The sequence below is a fragment of the Chryseobacterium sp. GVT01B genome (genome assembly GCF_019970045.1).
Lineage (GTDB): Bacteria > Bacteroidota > Bacteroidia > Flavobacteriales > Weeksellaceae > Chryseobacterium.
In genome coordinates, this window is record NZ_JAHXYI010000009.1 from 95,279 (window position 1) to 118,545 (window position 23,267).

16 protein-coding genes are annotated in these 23,267 nt (G+C 35.9%); 12 read left to right on the plus strand and 4 right to left on the minus strand.

Annotated elements, in window-relative coordinates:
- Window positions 1-11: 11 nt before the first annotated feature.
- Entirely contained in the window at window positions 12-665 is a 654-nt protein-coding gene (locus LC457_RS20670; RefSeq protein WP_223601529.1) for a glycosyltransferase, read from the minus strand.
- Window positions 666-668: 3 nt separating this feature from the next.
- The gene (locus LC457_RS20675) at window positions 669-1,466 is read right to left on the minus strand and encodes a hypothetical protein (protein ID WP_223601530.1); all 798 of its coding nucleotides are present in this window, start codon (window positions 1,464-1,466) and stop codon (window positions 669-671) included.
- Window positions 1,467-1,862: 396 nt separating this feature from the next.
- Here LC457_RS20675 and LC457_RS20680 point away from each other — a divergent pair, with 396 nt between their 5' ends.
- The 3 genes from LC457_RS20680 to LC457_RS20690 all read left to right on the plus strand — a co-directional run bounded on the left by LC457_RS20680 (window position 1,863) and on the right by LC457_RS20690 (window position 5,104).
- A complete protein-coding gene (locus LC457_RS20680) occupies window positions 1,863-2,402 on the plus strand; it encodes a hypothetical protein (RefSeq protein ID WP_047373568.1) in 540 nt (179 codons plus the stop codon).
- 187 nt (window positions 2,403-2,589) lie between these two features.
- A complete protein-coding gene (gene gltX, locus LC457_RS20685) occupies window positions 2,590-4,098 on the plus strand; it encodes a glutamate--tRNA ligase (protein WP_223601531.1) in 1,509 nt (502 codons plus the stop codon).
- Window positions 4,099-4,147: 49 nt separating this feature from the next.
- Window positions 4,148-5,104: an acetyl-CoA carboxylase carboxyltransferase subunit alpha gene (locus LC457_RS20690; protein WP_047385949.1), complete on the plus strand. Its 957-nt coding sequence runs from the start codon at window positions 4,148-4,150 to the stop codon at window positions 5,102-5,104.
- A gap of 61 nt (window positions 5,105-5,165) precedes the next feature.
- Here the strand turns inward: LC457_RS20690 and LC457_RS20695 are convergent, their stop codons facing one another.
- A complete protein-coding gene (locus tag LC457_RS20695; protein WP_223601532.1) occupies window positions 5,166-5,939 on the minus strand; it encodes a DUF6759 domain-containing protein in 774 nt (257 codons plus the stop codon).
- A gap of 145 nt (window positions 5,940-6,084) precedes the next feature.
- On the opposite strand from LC457_RS20695, the gene tsf reads away from it, so the two are divergent.
- The 9 genes from tsf (at window position 6,085) to LC457_RS20740 (ending at window position 20,905) form a co-directional block, all read left to right on the plus strand.
- Window positions 6,085-6,909: a translation elongation factor Ts gene (tsf, locus tag LC457_RS20700; RefSeq protein ID WP_047385945.1), complete on the plus strand. Its 825-nt coding sequence runs from the start codon at window positions 6,085-6,087 to the stop codon at window positions 6,907-6,909.
- Between the two features lie 353 nt (window positions 6,910-7,262).
- A complete protein-coding gene (locus LC457_RS20705; protein WP_223601533.1) occupies window positions 7,263-10,088 on the plus strand; it encodes a gliding motility-associated C-terminal domain-containing protein in 2,826 nt (941 codons plus the stop codon).
- Window positions 10,089-10,509: 421 nt separating this feature from the next.
- Window positions 10,510-13,404 carry a T9SS type B sorting domain-containing protein gene (locus LC457_RS20710; protein WP_223601534.1) on the plus strand — a complete coding sequence of 965 codons (2,895 nt, stop codon included), beginning with the start codon at window positions 10,510-10,512 and terminating at the stop codon, window positions 13,402-13,404.
- A gap of 112 nt (window positions 13,405-13,516) precedes the next feature.
- Window positions 13,517-16,915 carry a T9SS type B sorting domain-containing protein gene (locus tag LC457_RS20715; protein WP_223601535.1) on the plus strand — a complete coding sequence of 1,133 codons (3,399 nt, stop codon included), beginning with the start codon at window positions 13,517-13,519 and terminating at the stop codon, window positions 16,913-16,915.
- Between the two features lie 201 nt (window positions 16,916-17,116).
- Complete coding sequence (locus tag LC457_RS20720) at window positions 17,117-17,911, plus strand: hypothetical protein (protein ID WP_223601536.1); 795 nt, start codon at window positions 17,117-17,119, stop codon at window positions 17,909-17,911.
- 286 nt (window positions 17,912-18,197) lie between these two features.
- The gene (locus LC457_RS20725; RefSeq protein WP_223601537.1) at window positions 18,198-18,962 is read left to right on the plus strand and encodes a DUF6759 domain-containing protein; all 765 of its coding nucleotides are present in this window, start codon (window positions 18,198-18,200) and stop codon (window positions 18,960-18,962) included.
- 96 nt (window positions 18,963-19,058) lie between these two features.
- Window positions 19,059-19,736 (plus strand): tRNA (guanosine(46)-N7)-methyltransferase TrmB, encoded by a 678-nt coding sequence (gene trmB / locus LC457_RS20730; RefSeq protein ID WP_223601538.1) that lies wholly within the window; start codon window positions 19,059-19,061, stop codon window positions 19,734-19,736.
- A gap of 20 nt (window positions 19,737-19,756) precedes the next feature.
- Complete coding sequence (locus tag LC457_RS20735; RefSeq protein ID WP_223601539.1) at window positions 19,757-20,458, plus strand: DUF6759 domain-containing protein; 702 nt, start codon at window positions 19,757-19,759, stop codon at window positions 20,456-20,458.
- 6 nt (window positions 20,459-20,464) lie between these two features.
- The gene (locus LC457_RS20740) at window positions 20,465-20,905 is read left to right on the plus strand and encodes a DUF6759 domain-containing protein (protein WP_223601540.1); all 441 of its coding nucleotides are present in this window, start codon (window positions 20,465-20,467) and stop codon (window positions 20,903-20,905) included.
- A 66-nt stretch (window positions 20,906-20,971) separates the two neighbouring features.
- On the opposite strand, the gene LC457_RS20745 is transcribed toward LC457_RS20740, so the two are convergent.
- The gene (locus LC457_RS20745; RefSeq protein ID WP_223601541.1) at window positions 20,972-23,089 is read right to left on the minus strand and encodes a M4 family metallopeptidase; all 2,118 of its coding nucleotides are present in this window, start codon (window positions 23,087-23,089) and stop codon (window positions 20,972-20,974) included.
- Between the last annotated feature and the right edge of the window lie 178 nt (window positions 23,090-23,267).

Below are 23,267 nucleotides of genomic sequence, written 5' to 3' on the forward strand. Positions count from 1 at the left end.
ATTCAATCTGATTAATCTTCCAAAGTTTCATAAAAATTATTCTGCTTTTGCTGTTTTTCAAAATTCTTCTTATGAATCAATGATAGCTCATATTTTTTGGGAATTTCTGTAAAATTTTTATTTCCATAGAGTACTTCATGTACTTTGTTTTTCCAGAAGATTTTTTTATTATTCTTAATAATCCTTGCCTGGTAATCAGGAAAATTAATGTAACCTTCATTATTCATATTCCAGCCCATTTGCTGCACATATTCTTCTGTAATTCCTTCTACGATATTAATTCTGGGAACGTAAAATATTTCGACACTTTTTTCTTTTTTAAGGTAAGGTTTCAATGTTTTGATGAAATGTTCAGTAGGATATTCATCTGCATCAATCTGAAATAGGTATTGACAGGTTGCCTTTTCTATTAATCTGTTTTTAAAAGTAGCAAAGTCTCCTTCCAGTTTTGCTTCAAGTTTTATAATATTATCATAGTTACCCAGCAATTCTGTCACCTCTTTATTTTTATTGGTAATATCCTGAAGAACAATGACCTCATCATTCTTGTCAATCAAAGGAAGAAGGACATCCAATAAATTTTTCAGTTCGTTTGCTTCATCATTGACCGTAATACCATAAGAAACTGTTATAAATTTGCTGGAAATTCGTGAAAGTAGGCTCATAATTTAATTGTAGATTATAGGATAATTGCCGGAAAAATGAGTAAAATAATTTTCAGCAATGACTTGTTGTACGTAATTCTTATACTTCTTTGTGGGATAAAAACAGTATCCTGATTTTTTGTAATAATATTTCCTGAAAAACTGCGGAAGTTTTTTCTCACCATGTTCTACCTCTTTTCCTTTTTCCGTTCCTTTTATTTTGTATAAAATCTGAACATTGAAAGCGGGTGGTAAGGCTTCAAACCAATTATTAATCTGGGAAAAATAAGCGAATGGTGTTTCTTCAAAACTATTCAGTTCACCTTGATTATGTGCTGAAAAATAATATTCTTTAAAGATATCAGCTACTTTTTCCGGTCTGAAAATAAATACACCACCATTGATACTTCCCTGCAGTAAAGGATTCGCTTCAAAATGACGGTCAGTAAAATACATCTCGCTGGTCTCTTCCAGTATTCTCGGAATATGCCCCCAGGTTTTGTTAAATTCTTCAGTACCTCTCGGATCAAGGATAGCCCCGAAATATTTATCTTCCGGAAGATAATCAAAAACAGAAGGTGCTTTATCCGAAATAATGATATCAAGGTCTAAAAAAAGAACCATATCATACTCCTTTGTTTCTGAAGGAATCAAAAGCTTCTGAGAAAGAAGCGGACGATGAAAACTATCATCCATAGGTTTATCAATGATCTTTAAATCTGCACCACACTTTTTAGCATAGCTTTCAAATCCAGCTCTGTTTTTATTATACATTTTCCAGTACTTCTCTCCTACGATAAAAAGGCAGATTGCTTTTTTCATTGATCATCTAAATTTATAAGCTACAAAAATACATTTTTAATGATAAGACTACCGGAAATATTCATACAGACAACAAAAATCACTTCCATTTATCATCTTAATCCATAGTTTATACAGGAAAAACTGCCCCAGATGAGACGTTTCTTTTATCAGTATGAAATACTTCTTTACTTAATAAGTATAAACTCAATATTTTCATATACATATCTTGGACATTTTGCTTTACTTTTTGTGTAATAGAGATCTTTTCCATTCTAATATCTGTAAATAAGAATAGTATTAGGTTGCTTACTAGGGAATTGCAATAATAAGTGCAAAATAATGATAAAAGTCATACATGTAAAAATCCCCAACCTGTGATCTTTATATAATTTAGCCTGAAAATAATTAATAACCATGCGAAAAATAATTTTAAGCTCTTTATTGGGCCTATCAGTTTTAGGTCTATTCTCTTGTTCTAGTGAAAATGATATCACCAATGATTTAAATCAGAGCGATTTAAAAAATTCACAAAAGGAACAGCTTGTATCTAGGGCTTCTTTGGGGCCAAATGATGATCCCAGACAAGATGGGGCATTTATAAAAAATTATGATAACGGAAAAGTTTACATAAAATTTGAAGGTAAGCTTAGACATGTTATGTCCTTACAAACTTTAGAAGGTTTGTTTAAAAGGAGCGAGATTGAAATATTTCCGGCTAACTCCCAATCTCTTCTTACAAACGCTAATGCAACTATGGGAGAGCCGATCGGTCCGGATAATGAATTAATCAACCATGTCCCTACAGGTAAGGTATATTTTAGAGAAGGCAATATTATTCGACACATTCCTACGATGCCAATACTTAATAGATATAGATTCGATTTAGGAAATGTAAGACACGTATCCGATATCAGTAATTACACTGAACATCAGCCAATTTTTATTACATATTAATCTGAAATTATATAGAGTCTTCAGAAAAATTTAACAAAATACAAAAGGTGATCTCCACATGAGATCACCTTTTTCTATCCTTAAACCGTATAAAAACATATTGGTTAAGATATTGAGAATACAACTCAGAATTAATCATTCTTAAAAACGCATAATTTTAAGTAAATTTGCAAAAATTAAAATTGAAATGGAGAAAGTAAGAGTACGTTTTGCTCCAAGTCCTACAGGGCCATTACATTTGGGAGGCGTAAGAACCGCATTATATGATTATCTTTTTGCTAAAAATCAAGGGGGAGAATTTGTATTGAGAATAGAAGATACAGATACTGCCAGATATGTAGAAGGTGCTGAAGAATATATTGAAGAAGCTTTGGAATGGTGCGGAATCATCCCGGATGAAAGTCCTAAGAAAGGAGGAAAGTTTGCTCCTTACAGACAATCTGAAAGAAGAGACATCTATGACCGATATACAGAGCAGATCCTAAAAACAGATTATGCTTACATCGCTTTTGATACAGCTGAAGAATTGGATGCCATTCGTGCACAGTACGAAGCTAAAGGTGATGTTTTCTCATACGATAACAAAACCAGAAACGGTCTTAGAAACAGCCTGACTCTTTCTGAGGATGAAGTTGAAGCTTTGTTGCTTAACAAAACACCTTATGTAGTAAGATTCAAAATGCCTGTTGACAGAGTATTGAATCTGGAAGATATCATCCGTGGAAAATTCTCTGTAAATACCAATACTTTAGATGATAAAGTTCTGGTAAAGAATGACGGAATGCCAACTTATCATTTCGCCAACATCATTGATGACCACGAAATGGAAATTTCTCACGTAATCCGTGGAGAAGAATGGCTGCCATCTTTAGGACTTCACACTCTATTATATGAAGCAATGCAGTGGGAAGCACCACAATTTGCACACCTTTCTTTAATTTTAAAACCTGAAGGAAAAGGAAAACTAAGTAAAAGAGATGGGGATAAATTCGGATTTCCGGTATTCCCGCTTGATTTCAAAGATCCGGCAACGGGTATAGTTTCCAAAGGATACAGAGAAAACGGTTATCTTCCTGATGCTTTCATCAACATGGTTGCATTATTAGGCTGGTCTCCGGCAGACGATAAAGAAATCCTTCCTTTAGAAGAAATGATCAAGGAATTTGACCTTCATAAAGTACATAAAGCGGGGGCAAGATTCAGTAAAGAAAAATCAGAGTGGTTCAACCATCAGTATATTCAGATGAAGTCTGACGAAGAACTTCTTCAGATATTGAAAAACACAGCTATTGATTTTGCAGGTGCTTCTGATGAAAAACTGTTGAAGGTAATTCACCTGATGAAAGAAAGAGCAACTTTCCCGAAAGATATTTATGAAAACGGAAAATTCTTCTTTGAAGCTCCAACTTCTTATGATGAAAAAGCTTCGAAAAAAGCATGGAACGATGAAACATCTGCAATTTTAGCAGAATTGGCCACTGCTTTTGGTTCTACAGACTTTACTGCAGAGACATTAAAGAAGACCATGCATGATTTTGCGGAAAGCAAAGGGCTGGGTATGGGTAAAGTAATGATGCCGTTACGTTTATCTTTAGTAGGAGAATTGAAAGGACCAGACGTTCCGGACATTCTGGAAACCCTTGGTAAAGAGGAAAGTACCTCCAGAATAAACAATGCAATAAATAATTTTAAATAGAATAACCATAATTTTTCATACATTTGAAAGATTTAATTTACTTCAAGAAATGGAATATTTAAGTTTCGAACTTCCTATCAAAGAATTGATGGATCAATACCAGACGTGTTCTTTAGTAGGAGAAGAAAGTGGTGTTGATGTAAAATTAGCATGCAGCCAGATTGAGGATAAGATTTTAGAAAAGAAAAAAGAAATCTATGGAAATCTTACACCTTGGCAAAGAGTACAACTGTCCCGTCACCCGGATCGTCCTTATACATTGGATTATATCAATGGGATGGCAGACAAAGGCAGTTTCTTAGAACTTCATGGAGACAGAAATTTCGCTGATGATCCGGCAATGATTGGAGGATTGATTACCCTTGATGGTCAAAAAGTAATGATCATAGGTACTCAAAAAGGAAGAACAACTAAAGAAAGACAATACAGAAGATTTGGAATGCCAAATCCTGAGGGATACAGAAAAGCTTTAAGACTAATGAAGCTTGCTGAAAAATTCAATATTCCTGTGGTAACTTTAGTAGATACACCGGGAGCTTATCCAGGATTGGAAGCTGAAGAAAGAGGACAGGGAGAAGCTATTGCAAGAAATATTTTTGAAATGGTGCAGCTGAAAACGCCTATCTTCACTTACATCATCGGAGAAGGTGCCAGTGGTGGCGCATTAGGAATAGGTGTTGGAAATAAAGTATATATGTTGGAAAATACATGGTATACTGTAATTGCACCGGAAAGCTGTTCTTCTATCTTATGGAGAAACTGGGATCACAAGGAAGATGCAGCCAATGCATTGAACCTTACTCCAGCAGATGCTTTAAGAGAAAAGTTCATCGACGGAATCATTGAAGAACCACTTGGTGGGGCTCAGTATGATCAGGAGACAACTTATTTAAACCTGAAAAATTCAATCTTACAGAATATCAAAGCTTTCTCCAAATTTACAGGACAGGAGCTTGAAACCCAGAGACAGGATAAATTCATTGCGATGGGTCAGTTTAAAGGATAAAAAAATAAAAAGGTTAAGAATTTCTTCTTAACCTTTTTTCTTTAGCTTTCTTCTATCTGTTTTATTCGGCAACATTCAGTGCAATTTCAATATCCTGTGTAATCTTCTTCGGGGCAGAATATTTTGCATCACATACCATCGTTGTCATTATATACTCTCCTTTATCTACCAGAATAAAGTTTTCTCCTTTTGCAGGGACACTCAGATTATAATATTTTTTACCACTTATCTTAACAATAAGATTACAGGAAGATCTGTTTTTAATATTGATATATGCTTCATTTTTGTTAATATCATTATTAAAAAGGTGTGTAAGCATTGCTGCTGTTCTTTTATTTTCTTCACTTGGCCCTGCTTTAGAAGTACCGGCACTTTTTGCTGAACCTGCAGAACCTACCGATGCAAAAGTGGTTGTTCTCCTTTCTTCTTTTAAGGCTTCAATAGCAGCTGCTGTGTTATTGGAAACAGGCTTTCCGTTCGCCGTATACGTTTTATTTGCAGCAATTGTTTTACCGCTGTTTAACTCATTATTCTTAACGATATTTTCAATTTTATCTTTACTGATCGGCCTGATCGTAGGTTTTGCTTCAGGAGAATTACCTGCCATGATAATATCAATCAGTTTTCTTTTAAAATAATCTGTTTTAGCATGTCCCGGATTCTGTTTCAAAAAGCCTGCAATGACTCTGGCTTCTTTTGAAATCTCAGCTTCCTGCTCTGTATAGATAATTACAGTTTCTTTTTCAACAACAGCTTTAGATTTTGTTTTCTTCTTTTTTTGGGAAAAACCAAGTGAGAAAATGCATATAAATAGAAGGAATAAGATTTTTTTCATTAATCAAATCTTTAAAATAGTATTAAATATATTAATAACGTGAAAAGTCATTTTTTAGTTTATCATTAAAATCATTATCTTTGCACTGCTCTAAATTTAAGCTAAAAATTAATACTAATCTTAAATAAAAAAAATAATAGATATTATGTCTTATACACCAGCTGCTGCAGACGTAGCAAAATTGAGAAACCAAACAGGTGCAGGTATGATGGACTGCAAAAAAGCTCTAGTTGAAGCTGAAGGAGACTTCGAAAAAGCGGTAGATATCCTTAGAAAAAAAGGACAAAAAGTTGCTGCTAACAGAGCTGACAGAGAATCTGCTGAAGGTGCAGTAATCGCAAGAGTAAACGAAGACAACACTTTAGGTGTAGTAATCTCTCTAAACTGTGAAACTGACTTCGTTGCTAAAAATGAAGCTTTCATCGAGCTAGCTTACGAATTAGCTGAAATGGCTATCTTCGCTGCTACTAAAGAAGAACTTTTAGCTACTGATTTCCACGGAATGACTGTTGCTGAGAAATTAGTAGAGCAAACAGGAGTTATCGGTGAGAAAATCGAAATCGGATCTTTCGAAAGAATCCAGGGAGATTTCTTAGGAGCTTACATCCACGCTGGAAACAAGATCGCTGCAATCTCTTCTCTTTCTGCTAAAGTAGACGGAGCTGACGAAGCTGCTAAAGCTGTTTCTATGCAGGTTGCTGCTATGAACCCAATCGCTTTGGACGAAACAAGAGTTTCTCAAGAGACTATTGATAAAGAATTAGAGATCGAAAGACACAAACTTACTGAAGAAGGTAAGCCTGCAAACATTATTGATAATATCCTTAAAGGTAAAATGCAGAGATTCTACAAAGACAACACTTTGGTACACCAGGACTTCATTAAAGACGGAAGTATCTCAGTTGCTGACTATGTAAAATCTGTAAATGCAGATCTAAAAGTAACAGGATTTGTAAGAGTAAGCCTATAAGCTCATCTTCAAAAAAAATATTGAATCCCGGTGAATTTCACCGGGATTTTTTTATACTTCTGTACTCTCAATCATACAGAATATTACTATTAAAATTAATGGCAGGCAAAAGCATTCTCTCATAGATTTTTTATGACTTGGAAAATCAACCAAAATAAGTCTTACAAATAAGTCTTACAAAAGGGATATATCAACATATTATCTGATAGTGTGATCAGAAGCCCAATTACCAGTTTGACACTCAGGATAGCTTTTATTTAGAAATCGATAATATTTTTTTAACATTTATTTACATTTTATTAAAAGTATTTCATTTTTTATTTTAATTTTGTAGAAATCCTAATTCCATACACATGAAAAGATTTCTACTCAGTCTGGTATTAATTTTTTTTACAATTAATACACTCTTTGCACAAAGGGATAGTGAGCACTGGATTGCTCCTTACTTTGACAGTGTCGGAGGATATAACAATATGATATACCTTTCCACTGATTCAACCACTCCTTTTGATGTAACCATTTACAATAACAATGCTGTAGTTACTACAGTTACCATCAGTAAAGGTAGCCCACAAACCTACAAGGTTGCCAACAACCTTATTTCTACAGGCACCACTACTGAAGCATTCAATGTGGGTAATAAAGGACTTTATTTAAAAGCAGCAAAACCTTTTTACTGCAGTTTAAGACTTGCCCAAAGTGTTCACGGGGAAGTAATCACCAGTAAAGGAAGAGCAGGAATTGGAAAAACATTTTTCGTTGCTGCCGCTCCCAATACCAATACCAGCAGTATTCAGAACTTTACAGCAGGGGTGCTTGCCACTGAAGATAATACCAATGTAACAGTATCATGGAACCCTACTGCCGGAGTAGTTTTCATCAATGGAAGCCCTACCGGAAATACTCAAACTTTTACATTACAGAAAGGACAGTCTTTCATTCTTGCAGGATCGGGATCCCAGTCTGGAAACAAGACGGGTTTTATTGGTGCAAAAATAGTTTCTGATAAGCCAGTAACTCTTACCAATGGAAGCTGTAATGCTAACTTTTCCGCCAGTACAACGGGAAGTGACCCGGTTTTGGATCAATCTGTACCGGTTGACAGACTTGGAAATACCTTTGCAATGGTAAAAACAAGATCTACTGCTCCAAATTTAAATATGGAGGGCGGGCTTATTGTTGCTACTGAAGATAATACTGAAGTGTTTTTAAATGGAGGAGGAACTTCCGTTGCTACACTTGCAGCAGGAGAATGGTATAGAATTAATGAAACCAGCTATGTGGCTCAAGGCACTTCAGGACATTCAAACATGTTCATTTCAACTACTAAAAATGTATACTTATATCAATTTATTGGAATATTATCAAGTGATGCAACCAATGGATTCAACTATATCCCACCATTAAACTGTTTCCTTCCAAGGAAAATTGATGAAATCGGGAAGATTAACGAAATGCCTCTTGGATCAGGAGGAGCCAGTACAACACCTGGCGACCTTGTGGTTAAATTAAATATTTTAACAGAAACAGGAGCGACTGTAATGGTAAATGATACCCCAGTTGCAGCGACAGACGGACCATATCCAGTAACGGGAAATACGAACTGGGTAACATATGGAATCACCGGAGTAAGCGGAAATATTAAAATTACTTCTACAAAGGCTGTAACAGCTGGTATCAACGGAGGATTCAGTTCTGCAGGATACGGAGGTTACTTTGCAGGGTTCTCGTCAATCCCTGTAATTGCGAAAAAAACAGGAGAATGTGTACCGGGAATCATTCTTGAACTGGATGACGGATATGAAACATACCAATGGTACCGCGACGGAGTTGTAATACCGGGTGCTACTTCTTATACATATACTCCTACACAATCAGGAAACTATACTGTAAAAGTAACGATGGGAACATGTCCTCCTGTGACAACTCCTATCTATAAAGTACAAACTTGTTTAAAAGAAACAACTCAAGCCCTTAATGCTTGTTCTACTAAAATTATTACCCCTACGTTTACTTCGTCTACACAGACAGTGGTACCAACTACAGTAGTAATTTTAACTCCCCCTACAAAAGGAACAGCAGTGGTTAATCCAAACGGAACAATCACTTATACTCCAAATCCTGGATATTTAGGACCCGATAAAATAGTTTATAAATTCTGTGGAAACTCAGTTGAGTTTACAGATTGTGAGCAGGTAACCCTAAACCTTACTGTAGTACCATTCATTGTAACGGATACTTCTATTAAGGCATGTTGGTATGATGTAGATCCTTATGCTTACTTTGATCTTACAAAAGCTAAGGTAACAGATTATAATGCCGTTACTAAAAAATACTACCGTACACTGAATGACCTTACTGCAGGTATCAACGAAATCACTACGCCAGATAACTTCCCTTCAACAGGAGGATTTGTATACGTGAAAGTAACTACTGCTGAAGGATGTACGGCAAATGCAAAAATTGAATTGATTGTACTTCCAATCAAAAAATCTCCGATATTGGTAGATCAGTATATCTGTATGGATGCTAAAACCAATCTTGACGCAGGTTCAGGATATGACTCTTACCAATGGAGCACAGGTGCTACCACTTCAGGTATCAGAGATATAGGTGTTGGAGAATATACTGTAATACTTGGAAAGAACGGATGTTTCCTTACTCAGACAGTAAAAGTTAAAAAAGTTGAAGATCCGGTAATCCAAACAATTGAGATCAACAACAATACAGCAACAGTAATTGTAAGCGGGGGTAAAGCACCTTTCAAATATGCGGTTGACGGAACTGCCAACTGGCAGGATTCGAATGTCTTCACAGGTTTAAGCAGAGGACAACATACATTCTATGTAAAAGATTTCTACAACTGTACTCCTACTTCCGTAGAAATTACAATCCCTAATCTATTGAATGCCATTACACCTAATGGAGATAACGTAAATGATTACATAGATTACAGCGAACTTGCTTACAAAGAAAACCTAAGTTTTGTAGTATATGACAGATATGGAAATATGGTATTTACCGGAAATAAATTCAACAACTACAGATGGGATGGAAAACACTTTGATAAGAAACTTGGAACAGGAACATACTGGTATCATATCAACTGGAATGAATCCAACAAAGAAAAGACTCCAATAAAATACACAGGTTGGATTCTTGTTAAAAACAGAGAGTAATAATTAGTTAAAACCATATTGGTAAGCCACGATTTCATAATCGTGGCTTTTTTATTAATAATGCCCATTGCATCTACAGTAATGATCTTCTACTGAATGTTATAAAGATTTCGCTATCAGACTATAACAAATCATCTCTTCAGCATTTTCAATGAAGAGATAAAGAAATTGATGAAAAATATACAACCAATTGAGTTTTTATAATTAATTTTTCAATCAAAATCACATATAACAAACCTGTATGCAATAAAATAAACAATTAATTAAACAATTACTATAAATCAAGTATTTATTATAATATATTTGCAATAAACCAATCACTAAAAAACACACATATTGACTTAATTAAGCTCCCTCCGTTACTTACTGCAATTTTATCTGCCCACGAAAGAAAATTATTTATAAAAAAAACACTGAAAATATGTTAAAAACATTATTATTTAAAAAACTGCAGACAATGGCTGCACTCCACCAAAAAACGTTTATTTTCCTACTCACCATACTCACCCTGAATACAGCCTATGCTCAAAGAGATACAGATCACTGGTTTGCCCCAATGATGAAAAGAAATACAAATGCAACAGAACAGCAGGGATTATATTTTTCAACAGATTCTGTGACTCCTTTTCCCATAGAGATCTATAGCAACAATACCTTAATAGGAACAGTCACAGTCAGCAAGGGTAATCCACAGGTATTTAATGTTCCTTTTCAAAACATGATGACGACTTCTGAGGCAGATTTATTTAAACCTGTCAAAATGGGATTGTATACAAAAGGAACCAAACCTTATTTCGTAACGTTTAGATTTTCGTCGGTAAATCATGCAGAAATATTAACATCTAAGGGTAAGGCAGGAATAGGAAAAATCTTCTATGTTGCAACGGCTCCTATAACAGATGCGAACCCTAATGGTATAAATTTCACTACAGGAATACTAGCTACAGAAGACAATACCACTATTACAGTCTCCGGATATTCGCCCAATGTAATATTTGCTAATAATATGACAGGTACCACAAATCCTACCATGACTTTTACTCTTAATAAGGGACAATCATACATCATAGAAGGTGATGGGACTTTAGCTCAGAACCGTAAAGGTTTTATCGGTGCAAAAATTACCGCAGACAAACCGGTTTCTGTTACCAATGGTAATTTCAACGGACAATTTACTCTTACTCCCAATTCTTTTTTGGGTTTCGGAACGGATATTATTATGGATCAATCTGTTCCGGTGGATAGACTAGGCAATGAATTCGTGCTAGTAAAAGGAAATGCCAATATTAGTGAACGAATGGAGGATGCGCTGATCATCGCAACAGAAGATAACACACAGGTATTTATCAACAATGCCACCACTCCTGCAGTAACCCTTGATGAGGGACAAAGTTACAGAGTTAATGAGGTATCAAATACAAACTACATTAACCAGGGTAACAACCATTATAATATGTACATCAGAACGACTAAAAATGTTTATGTATATCAGCTGCTGGCAGGTGTTGCCAATGATATTCAGGCTGCCACAGGCGGATTCAATTATATTCCTCCCCTCAATTGTTTCTTACCCAGAAAAATTGATGAAATCGGAATGATTAATATCCTTCCTCCTTCTACCAATACTGTGAAACTAAATATTCTAACAGAAACCGGGGCTACTATTATGGTTAACGGGAATCCCCCAGCTGCTGCCCAGGGTCCCTATCCGGTAAGCGGAACCAGTAACTGGGTTTCTTATTCGATTCCTAATATTACAGGAAATGTAACAGTGACTTCCAATAAAGCAGTAACCGCAGGAATTGCCGGCGGAAGCGGTGCTGTAGGATATGGCGGATATTTTGCCGGCTTTTCTTCCATTCCCGTTATTGCCAAGCAGACAGGTGATTGTATTCCCGGAATCATACTAGAAGTAGATGACAGTTTTGATACTTATCAATGGTATAAAGAAAACGTTCCTGTTCCCGGAGCCAATACCAATACCTACACTCCCACCCAATCAGGAAATTATTCAGTAAGAATTACTATAGGATCATGCCCTCCTGTTGAAACTCCGGTATACAAAGTATACACCTGTCTTACTAACACAACAGTAAATGAAACTATGTGTGATGGAGTGAAACAGATTATTCCTACGTTTACCAATTCTACACAAACCGTAGTTCCGGCAACAGTAAAAATCATTACCCCTCCTACGAATGGTACAGCAACAATTGACCCAACTACCGGATTTATAAGCTATTCCCCCAACTCTAATTATCAGGGACCAGAAACTATTGTTTATCAATTTTGCGGAAATAATCCTGATTTTACAGATTGTGAAAAAGTAACTTTGAATATAACAGTATCTGAAAAGCCTAAAGTAAATGATACCTCCATAAGAACCTGCTTCCTTGAATCCAATATTGCAACAGGATTATTTAATCTTACCAATGCGAATGTAACAACAGCTACAAACATCACTAAAAAGTATTATCCTTCCCTTGCAGATGCTCATGCAGGAACCAATGAAATTTTAACGCCGGTCAATTACATTGCTCCCAATGGAGTCGTTTATGTAAAGGTTATTAACGGAAATAGCTGTTATAATATTGCAATAATAACTCTGATTGTAATGCCTCCCGTAAAGTCTGATATTCTCTCAGATAAAACCATCTGTATGGAAAGTAAAACCACTCTTGATGCAGGTCCGGGTTTTAAAAGCTATGAATGGAGCACTGGAGCTACAACTCAGACCATTAAAGATGTTGGAGTGGGAACTTATTGGGTTAAACTTAAAACCGGAGAGTGTACTGTCACACAAACAGTGAAAGTTTATTCTTCAGAAAATCCGGTTATTTCAAATATTGATATCTCAAATAATACCATTACATTAAATGTGACCGGAGGTACACCTCCCTATAAATATTCTATTGACAATATTAACTGGCAGGATTCTAATGTATTCACCAATGTTGCAAGAGGAAATGCAAGTGTATATGTAAAGGATGATAATAATTGTGACCCTGTAAAAGTAGATATTACCATTCCTAATCTGATCAATGTGATTACTCCTAACGAAGACGGGATTAATGATGTTATAGATTACTCTTCACTGGCAGTGAAAAATAATCTGGTAATTAATATTTTTGACCGCTATGGAAATAAGATCTTTCAAGCAGATAAGACGAACGGATACAAATGGAACGGAACATTTGATGGAGGAAAGAGAGCTCCTACCGCAACATATTGGTATCAGATTTCATGGAATGAGCCTAATAATAAGCAGACCATAGTGAAATTCACAGGCTGGATCCTGGTAAAAAACAGAGAATAATAATGGATAAGTAAAATTTTCAAAACCACGATAACGAAATCGTGGTTTTTTATTACATTTTCAAGCATTTAATACTTTTTATTGTTAAATTTGTGATAAATACTACTACTGAATGAAGAAAATTCTATCTTTTTTATTTATATTTTATATTTTCACCTCTGCTTTTGCCCAATTGGACCGAGAGCATTGGTTTGCTCCGATGGTAGACAGGACTGGTGCACCCAATCCTTATCAGAAACTGTATTTATCCACCAGCAGAACAACTCCTTTTCCTGTAAATATTTACAACAATAATGTTCTGATCGGAACAGTGAATATCAGTAAAAATAATCCACAAAAATTTGATGTATTAAGGAATTATATAATTACCACACAACAGACGGATTTATTTACCCCTACAACCAAAGGATTATATCTTAAAGCAGAATTCCCTTTTTATGCCAATTTAAGGTTTTCGGTATTCAATCATGCGGAAATCATTACTTCCAAAGGAATTCCTTCCACGGGAAAATCGTTTTATGCAGCCTCCGCTCCTATCACTGTGAGCAACAATATTCTGAACTTCATGACCAGTGTACTGGCAACTGAAGATAACACAACCGTAACCATCTCCGGATACACCCCTACGGTTCAATTTTCTAACGGAACTACCGGAGCAACCAATCCGACAATGACTTTCACTTTAAATAAAGGACAGTCTTATATCATTGACGGAATCGGGGATATAGCAGGAAACTCTGATGGTTTCATCGGCTCCAAAATTATTTCAGACAAGCCCATCAATGTCACTAATGGAAATTTTAACGGACAGTACGCAGGAAATTTCCCTTCCAGTTCTGATATTTTAATGGACCAGGCAGTTCCTGTCAATAGACTTGGAAATGAATTTGCCCTAGTAAAAGGTAACGGACCGATAGGTGCCAATATGGAAGGTGCTGTTGTTATTGCCACTGAAGACAACACTCAGATCTTTGTTAATAATGAAATACCTCCTGTAGCGACCATTAATGCCGGGAAATATTTCGTTATTCCTGATTCAAAATATATCCTTCAGGGAAACGGACATTATAATTTATATTTAAAAACATCAAAAAATGCTTATGTCTACCAGATTTTAGCCGGAGATTCAAATTCGGGGAATGAAACGGCTACTGGAGGATTCAATTTCATTCCAGCTTTGAACTGTTACTTACCCAAACAGATTAATGAATTGGGACTTATCAATGAAAACTTTGTTCATTCCAATGGTAATCCCGGAGGTATTCTGAACATCCCGACAAAACTAAATCTTATAACTGAAAGAGGAGCTATTATTACAGTAAACGGAGCTAATCCACCTGCAATAACAGGTCCTTACAATATGACAGGAACCACTAACTGGGTTACATATGGAATTCCCAATGTGACGGGTACTATTACAGTGGTTTCAAATAAGGCTATTATGGCTGGCATCACTGCCGGAAGTGATGCCGTAGGATACGGAGGTTTTTTCGCTGGTTTTCCTACGCAGCCTGTTATTTTACAATCAGGTGTCGGCTGTATTCCTGGTATTGTTCTTACTGTGGATCCACTGATATATGACTCTTATCAATGGTACAGAAACGGAACGCTTGTTCCGGGAGCTACGGCCTCTTCGATAACCCCTACACTACCCGGATATTATACATGTTCTGTAACAATGGGAAGCTGCGCACCTTTAGTTACTGAAAAGTTTAAAGTTCTGAATTGTACAAAACTTACCAATGCTTCTTACAATGTTTGTACTTCACAGACCATAACACCTGCTTTCAGCAGCTCATCACAAACTCCTGTTCCCGGTACAGTAGCAATTACAACAGCACCTTCTTTGGGTACTGCAGTGATAAATCCTGTTACAGGAATCATTACTTATACTGTAAATACTCCCGGTACCTCAGGAACAGATACATTCACTTATACATTCTGCGGAAATGATCCGGATTTCCCGGATTGTGAAACGATAACAGTTACCATCAACATTCAGGCTCTTACGGTAATGAATACCACGTTATCTGCCTGTGATATAAACGGACAGGGAACATTCAATTTGACAACCGCCAATATCACCAACAACTCCCCTGTTACCATCACTTATTACCCTACTCTTACAGATGCTCAGAATGAAAATGCCGCAGCACTGATCACCAATACAACATCATATACAGCACCCAATGCAACTATCATATACGCTGTTGTCAAAAACAATATCGGATGTAAAAGTATTGCACAGATTACTTTATCTCTTTTCAATAAAGCGATCGTTCTGGATAACTACAATGGTATTTTCTGTGATGATAATCTGGATGGAACAGTTACTCTCATCCTTTCCAATATCACTCCTATTGTCCTTAATAATCCTAATTATTTTACCAATGTAAGATATTATGCAAATCTGGCAGATGCTAATGCAGGAAACAACAATACTCTTCCTAACAGCTGGAGCTATACAGCAACAACTACAATTTACATCAGAGTAGATTCTCCTGACGGCTGTGCCTCTGTGATCAAGCCTTTACAGTTCAGTATCGGGGCTAAAATAACATTGATTACCAAAACCGTTACGGAAAGTGTTTGTGATGATGATCTGGACGGAATAAAAAGCGTGAACTTAGCTCAGTTTATTCCTCAGTTTACATTAGATCCCAATGTTACTTTCACTTTTCATGCAACCTTAGCGGATGCTCAGAATAATGTAAATATTGTTTCATCACCGGTTAATATTACAACATCCCAAACATATTATATCCGTTTCGAAAAAAATGGAGTATGCCCGGAAGTAGGCACTCTTAAAATCAACATTAAAATTCCTAAAAAATCGGATGTATTACAAGATAAAGCTATTTGCCCTAAAACAACTACCACACTGGATGCAGGACCCGGTTTTGAAAGGTATTTGTGGAGCACCGGAGCTACCACTCCTTCCATCACCAATGTAGCTCCTGGAAGTTATTGGGTAGAACTCACTTTCAATGGCTGTGTTTACAAACAGTATGTAAATGTTACCGAACTGCCACTTCCTATGATTACATCTATTGAAATTGATGGAACAACGGTAAAAGTCGGAGTAAGTGGTGGTACACCTCCTTATGAATATTCTTTGGATGGTGTGGTGTGGCAGAGTTCCAATATTTTCTACAACGTACCAAGAGGTGCACACAATGTATTTGTAAGGGACTCTAAAATGTGTGAAGAAGTCAAAAAACCATTTGCCATTATTAACCTGATCAACACGATTACTCCGAATGGAGATGGCTATAACGAAGGAATAGATTATTCTGCTTTAATGGCCAATGATAATCTTGTATTCAGGGTCTTTGACCGATATGGCGCAGAAGTATTCAGAGGAACTCCGGAAAACAGATATACCTGGGACGGAAGAATAGGTGGAAGATACGTACCTACAGCAACCTACTGGTATTTCATCACCTGGACAGAATACGGTTCATCCCTCACTGTAAAATACTCGAGCTGGCTGCTTGTAAAACATAGATAAAAAAGAAGCCGCAAGAAGGCACCGCTGAAAATTCAGTATTCTTTCTTCCGGCTTCTTTACTTATATACACTCTTTTTTAAGGGAATTGCAGATTTCTAACAGTCCTTAACAGTTTAATGTTAAAGTTTAATATAACTTTAACCACTATTCTTTATCTAACTAGGGAAAATTGCTTTATTTCTATGTAATTTTGCGCATTATATGAAGAAACTGTTTACTCTACTGCTATTGGTTTTTCTGGCAAAAATTAATGCTCAAATATATTCCGGGGAGGTATTTCTGAGAGACAACTCTATTTTATATCTCAATCAGGTATATGTCACAAACCTGAACACCCAGAAAACCGTTCTTACGGACTATAATGGTAATTTTAATATCCCTGCCAATACCGGAGATGTAATCCGGTTTACCTCTATTGTTACTGAAAGAAAAGATATTAAGCTAACTCCTCAATCCATGGTACAAAAAAATCTGGTTGAGCTTAAAATTGCTTACTATGAGATTCAGGAAATTGTACTCAGCAGGTTCAAACCTACCGGAAACCTTCGGTATGATGTCAATTCTTTAAGAAAAGAAGATAAGGCATATGCTCTTAAGAAAGTAATCGGGCTTCCTGAACCAAAAGGTGACGGAACTCCTCCTGAACTTCCTGTTGCCGGATTACGAGATGGCGGTCTTACCTTCAGTCTTGAAAGTATCTATGATATCCTTTCCGGGGAGAGAAAGAAAAAACAACGTTATCAGGCCTACGAAAGAATGAACAGTTCTGTTGCACAGATCAAAAACTATCTGGGGAAAGATTATTTTACAAGGTTTAAAATTCCTGAGAATTTAATTGATAACTTCCTTCAATTCGTTTATACTTCTGAAAATATTCAGGCTTATGTATTAGCCGGAAACTTTGAAGCCGTAAAAGTTCCTATTGAAAAATATCTGCCAATCTATCAGAAGAGACTTAGAAGCTCACATCTTCAGGAAGTTGTAAGCAATAATTAGAGAAATGACTCCCAATATAGATAAAATAATCCATGTCCTTCACATGGATTATTTTTTTTGAAATAAACATAAATCCCGTGGAATCTCCCTTCCACACTGTATCCAATGCAGATTATTCAACTTTTATTGCATATCATTCTTCAATATTCAAAAATATGTTTAATTTTATCTCACAAACAAGTGTTTAAAATAAAAACACTGGTATTTCGTTATCCAAATAAAAACTAACCGACCCAAAACGCAAATTAAAAGAGAAGCACCTATTTTTTAAACTTAATATTAATTAATGAAACAAGTACTTTTACTTCTTTGCTGTATGTTTTTCTTTACTATGTCTGCTCAAAAAAAAGGGAAAGACTATAGTAATATTCTGAAAAGTAATAATATCTACGAGATCAATGCTTTCTTAAGAGATGCCCATCCTGATGATCCCCGGAGGTCTGTTCTGAAACCAAGGGTAATGGAAATGATGAAAGAATACATTAAAAATGCTCATCCTGCCGATCAGAAAGTAAAAGACATGCAGGAAATGCTTGCCATGCTGAGGAGAAGACCTTCCACAAAGATCACTTTTGATGAAATGAATGCTATCATCAAACAGAAACAGATAGCAAAATATAAGGCGGAACTGGCAGCAAAACAGCCTACTACCGTTTATACACCAAGTACTGCCCAAAATACATTTGTTGTAAATGCTGCAGCCAATACGGCAATTCCCAATGCAGAAGCTGAAGAATTTAATATGCTTATGGCAGTTTCTCCCATAGAACACAAAAATAAAACTGTAAAAATCCTCAACTCTTTATTTGATAATGACCCAAATGCTAAAGAATGCATAGTTCTGATTCAAAATAAATCTGACTGTAATATCATTGTAAGAATGGAGGGTGTAGGAACTACCAAATACAGACTTGCTGTTCCGGCCCAGGGAGAAGGCTCCATTGTTATAGAAAAGGGCCAGTATCTTTTCACCAGTTTGGTTTGCGGAGCACAATATGCCTCACAAAAGACAATACAAAGACCTATTATGGTGGCTTTAGGAAGTCAATAACCTCAATCATAAACGGATTATCTCTCTGTCTTTTACCTCCAAAAGGCAGAGATTCTCCATAAATTTTCACTATTTTTGCACTCATTTTATAACTCAATGGGCAAGAATAAATTAGCAAGATTTGCAGAAAACAAAATATTACCAAATGTAATCCAACCTACAAGGGAGGATGCCTTACAAGGTTTCGAACTGAAAGGAAAATGGAGAGAAAGTTTCTTTAAAAATGACAATCCGATTGTATTGGAATTAGGTTGTGGAAAAGGAGAATATTCTGTAGGACTGGCAAAAACATTTCCTGAAAAAAACTTTATCGGAATTGATATTAAGGGGGCAAGATTTTGGTTTGGTGCTAAAGAAGCGGTAGATAACAACATGACTAATGTCGCTTTTCTGAGATCACAGATCGAACTTGTTGATCACTTTTTTGCTGAAAATGAAGTAGATGAAATCTGGATTACGTTCCCGGATCCACAAATCAAATACAGAAGAACAAAACACAGATTGACCCATCCTGATTTCTTAAACCGATATAAAAAGTTTCTGAAACCTGGCGGTATTATTCATTTAAAAACCGATTCAGAGTTTTTACATGGGTATACACTGGGGTATTTGCAGGGAGCCGGCTATGAAATTATTAGCGCTCATCATGATATCTACGGAGCGCCGGAATATAATCCTGATACCGAACACCTTAGAGATATCAAAACCTATTATGAAGAACTTTTCTCAGCAAAAGGAAAAACAATTACTTACATTAAATTCCGGATAAGCTGATGAAATAAAAATAACAATTGATGAAAAAAAAACTTTTAACTGTTTTCTTTTTATTCTTCACATTTCTGTTCCCCAACTTGATATCCGCTCAGAAGAAAGGTAGTAATGACATCCTGAAAAGCGTTGATATTAAAGAAATTGAAGAGTATATTAAGAATACCCATCCGGATGATCCGAAAAAAAGCGTGCTGAAACCTAAGCTTATCGCTTTAAAAAACGCAGAATGGACTAAAGGAGCCCGTACCGCCAAGCCTATGGAAGCAAGGCCTATTATCTCCGATATTCCTAAAAGCATCATGAGAAACCCTCATTCAGATGATGCTGAGGAGTTTAAAAAACTCATTGCTGAAACTTCTGCTGAGCATAAAGAAAAAACAGTGAAACTTCTGAATGCAATGTTCAATGAAGATATTACGCGAAAGGAAGCGATACTCTTATTCAAAAATAATTCAGATTGCAATATTGTACTGAGGGTTGAAGGAAAAGATTATTACAACCTTGCTGTTCCTGCTCACGGAGAAAACTTTATTGTGATCAATAAGGGCTCATATACGCTCAGCAGTAATATCTGCGATATGAAATACATCTCCCGGAAAGACATTAAAAAAAGTATATTTGTAACGATTGATAATTCGAGACTCCCTGAAATTGAAGCAAAACCTGCCAAAAAGGAACCTTCTAAAGTAAAGAAGTCTTCGAAAAAAAGAAAAACCAAAAAGTAAACTAGTATGAAAAAACTATTAGTTTTTGCCGGGATCTCAGTTGTCCTTGCCAGCTGTAATGTAAATTATGGCAGCTATCCGGGAAGAACCTCCTACCCATCCTCTACCAGCAATTCAGGTAACAGAGCCAATACGGAAAGAGAATATAGTGAACTTATAAAGACCTATAAACCGGAAACAGCGGAAGTTCTTAACGATCTTTTGAATAATGATGACCCTGCTAATCCCAGAACATCTATTTCCGTAGAAAACAAATCTCCGTGCAATATGGTTCTTACCGTAAGCGGGAACGGGTTCTTTAAAAAGATTCCTATAGGGGCAGGAAAGATAGGCTACACAATGGTTCCTAAAAATCAGAATTACAGATTATCCGGTATGCTTTGTAATTCATCTTACCAGTCTACAAAGTTTATAACCACTTCCTATTCTATAAAACTTTCACAATAATATAAAAGCTCCATCAATTTAGATGGAGCTTCTTTTTGCATTATATTCTATCTCTTATTCTATCATTTAATTTTTTATAAACTTATAAGTTCCTTTTCCATCAATAGAAAAAACATAAGTACCTTTTGGCAGCACAGATACATTTACTTTATTATTTGATACATTCCCTTCCTGTATCAGCTGACCGGCCATATTATTAATTTTATATTGCAGTTTATTCACTTCCAGTTTTGAAGACGAAATTATATTCAGCTCATGGCTTACCGGGTTAGGATATATACTGAAAATCGGTATACTTTTAGCTTCATTTACAGACAAAGTGTTATTAACACATTCTCCTCCGGTTGTAACACCTACGGCGCACCATGCTGCCTTTACTGCTAAAACCTCTGGAGAGTTTGCCCCATACAATATACCTGCTTCCTGGATTGTAAAATCCCGTACATCCGCATAAACAGACTGTGATTGCACATAGCTTGCCTGTGTAGAATACACAAGATCTGCTGCTTTCTTTATACCTATTCCGGAAACATTATAAGAATAGCCATTATCATTAGTCCCTGATCCCCCTTCTGTCAATAAATAATACCAGTGATTTAACACTCCGGAATTAGTATGAACACCACATTTATCATTCGTGCTATCAGGTGTTGCACACCCCGTAGTGGTGGCATCTTTCCAATATTGTCCCAAATAAGTATCAGGTTGGTTAAATAATTTAGGATTAACAAAAGATCTTACTCCATCCGGTTGAGACAGTACAAAATCTTCACCCATGACCCATCTTTGCTTTTCCGGTGCCATTTTAGCTTCCACTGTTGCTCCCCAAATATCTGCAAATCCCTCATCTAAGGCTCCGGACTCTCTTTCATATACAAGATTTCCAAATGCCGTATCCACACCATGACCAAATTCATGAGCATCAACATCAAGTCCTGTTACAATATCAAAATTCAATGATGTGTTAGGCTGACCACCATTACCAATGAACATATAACCTCCGGAAAAGCTAGGATTTAAAGTAGCTAAACTTACCCACGCAGCATTATAAGGTGTACCGCTAATAGTCGGATGAATGAAAGATCTTACCTGTGAATTCTGATTATCAAATCCGTTTCTGTTATATTCGGTCTTAAAAAAATCATAGACTTTGGAAAATGCCCAATGTGTTTCCAGAGCTCCATCATCTTTCGTTGCCGCATACTCAGCACTTGTCCAATTGTTATCTGTGTCTATGTATTTTGTAGCTGATGATTCTGCCAGGTCAGGCCCCAAAAACAAGGTCGCAAAAAGAAGATTAGTAGCTTCTCCTCCTGTATAATTTAAAGTTTTAACAAATCTGGAGCTATCATTTAATTCATAGCCATTTGCAGCTTGTAATGTTTCTATTTGTCGGGAACCACTATATCTTGTCTGGGCTGTACCTTGGGTAAAAAAAGGTATAACAGTTCTGGATGAAGAAATTTCCTGCTTTTTATTTAATTCTGCCAGATTACTAATATAGTCTGTTTGTTCTTTATTTAATACTGTGGTTTTTGCTTGATGTGTCTTAAGAATCCCTTCTTTTTTCAGAACATCTCCTGTAACTGCATCTATATAAATCTTTTCAACATCACCAGGTTTTATTGAGACAAGACTAAATACATAAGCAAACCGATCTGCTGTACCTGAAATATCTTTAGCCAGAACAACCAAGGTATTATAAGGAGTTTTATCTTTAAACTCATCAGGTAATTGGTAGCTGTTTCCTAATTGAGCCAATCCAATTTTGTAAATTTCATCAGGACTTTTAATTGATGACTTTCCGGATGGAATGTCTATTGGGCTAAAATCCCCGTTCATAGAAGTAATAAATCCATTTTTTGAATGAATTGTATAAGATTTATGAGCTACTTCTACTTCGTTGAAATATTGTTTATAGAAATCATGCTGCCCTCCCCAAAGATCAGTTTCAGATTTTATTTTCTTCAGAGTGTTGATTGTTCCATCCAGTTTTGTAATTTCCTTAAGCAAACTTTCAGTATTTTCTAAAGGAATTTTAGATTCTGGTTTAAATGAAATAAACCTAATCATTCCTGAACCATTAACTCTCTTTGTATCAACATACTCGGATTTAAGATAATGCTGAGCAATACATAATGAACTTAGTGTCAATGCAACACTTAAAAATAATTGTTTTTTCATATTTTCATTTTTTAGTCTTCAAAAATGAAAAACCCATCACAAAAAAACAATCTTAACGGCACAAAAATCAAATAAATGCCACAAATACCATTAAATAAATAAAAAATGATAAAAAAATTAAATATAAATACAGAAAACAATTGAATAATATTTAGTGTTCTTCAATTATATAGAACAT

Bases quoted from the DNA above. Each gene is read 5' to 3' on its own strand.
- LC457_RS20740 (WP_223601540.1), top strand. From the start codon at position 20,465: ATGAAAAAACTATTAGTTTTTGCCGGGATCTCAGTTGTCCTTGCCAGC.
- trmB (WP_223601538.1), top strand. From the start codon at position 19,059: ATGGGCAAGAATAAATTAGCAAGATTTGCAGAAAACAAAATATTACCA.
- LC457_RS20680 (WP_047373568.1), top strand. From the start codon at position 1,863: ATGCGAAAAATAATTTTAAGCTCTTTATTGGGCCTATCAGTTTTAGGT.
- LC457_RS20690 (WP_047385949.1), top strand. From the start codon at position 4,148: ATGGAATATTTAAGTTTCGAACTTCCTATCAAAGAATTGATGGATCAA.
- LC457_RS20695 (WP_223601532.1), bottom strand. From the start codon at position 5,939: ATGAAAAAAATCTTATTCCTTCTATTTATATGCATTTTCTCACTTGGT.
- LC457_RS20710 (WP_223601534.1), top strand. From the start codon at position 10,510: ATGTTAAAAACATTATTATTTAAAAAACTGCAGACAATGGCTGCACTC.
- tsf (WP_047385945.1), top strand. From the start codon at position 6,085: ATGTCTTATACACCAGCTGCTGCAGACGTAGCAAAATTGAGAAACCAA.
- LC457_RS20715 (WP_223601535.1), top strand. From the start codon at position 13,517: ATGAAGAAAATTCTATCTTTTTTATTTATATTTTATATTTTCACCTCT.
- LC457_RS20745 (WP_223601541.1), bottom strand. From the start codon at position 23,089: ATGAAAAAACAATTATTTTTAAGTGTTGCATTGACACTAAGTTCATTA.
- LC457_RS20675 (WP_223601530.1), bottom strand. From the start codon at position 1,466: ATGAAAAAAGCAATCTGCCTTTTTATCGTAGGAGAGAAGTACTGGAAA.
- LC457_RS20670 (WP_223601529.1), bottom strand. From the start codon at position 665: ATGAGCCTACTTTCACGAATTTCCAGCAAATTTATAACAGTTTCTTAT.
- LC457_RS20705 (WP_223601533.1), top strand. From the start codon at position 7,263: ATGAAAAGATTTCTACTCAGTCTGGTATTAATTTTTTTTACAATTAAT.
- LC457_RS20735 (WP_223601539.1), top strand. From the start codon at position 19,757: ATGAAAAAAAAACTTTTAACTGTTTTCTTTTTATTCTTCACATTTCTG.
- LC457_RS20725 (WP_223601537.1), top strand. From the start codon at position 18,198: ATGAAACAAGTACTTTTACTTCTTTGCTGTATGTTTTTCTTTACTATG.
- gltX (WP_223601531.1), top strand. From the start codon at position 2,590: ATGGAGAAAGTAAGAGTACGTTTTGCTCCAAGTCCTACAGGGCCATTA.
- LC457_RS20720 (WP_223601536.1), top strand. From the start codon at position 17,117: ATGAAGAAACTGTTTACTCTACTGCTATTGGTTTTTCTGGCAAAAATT.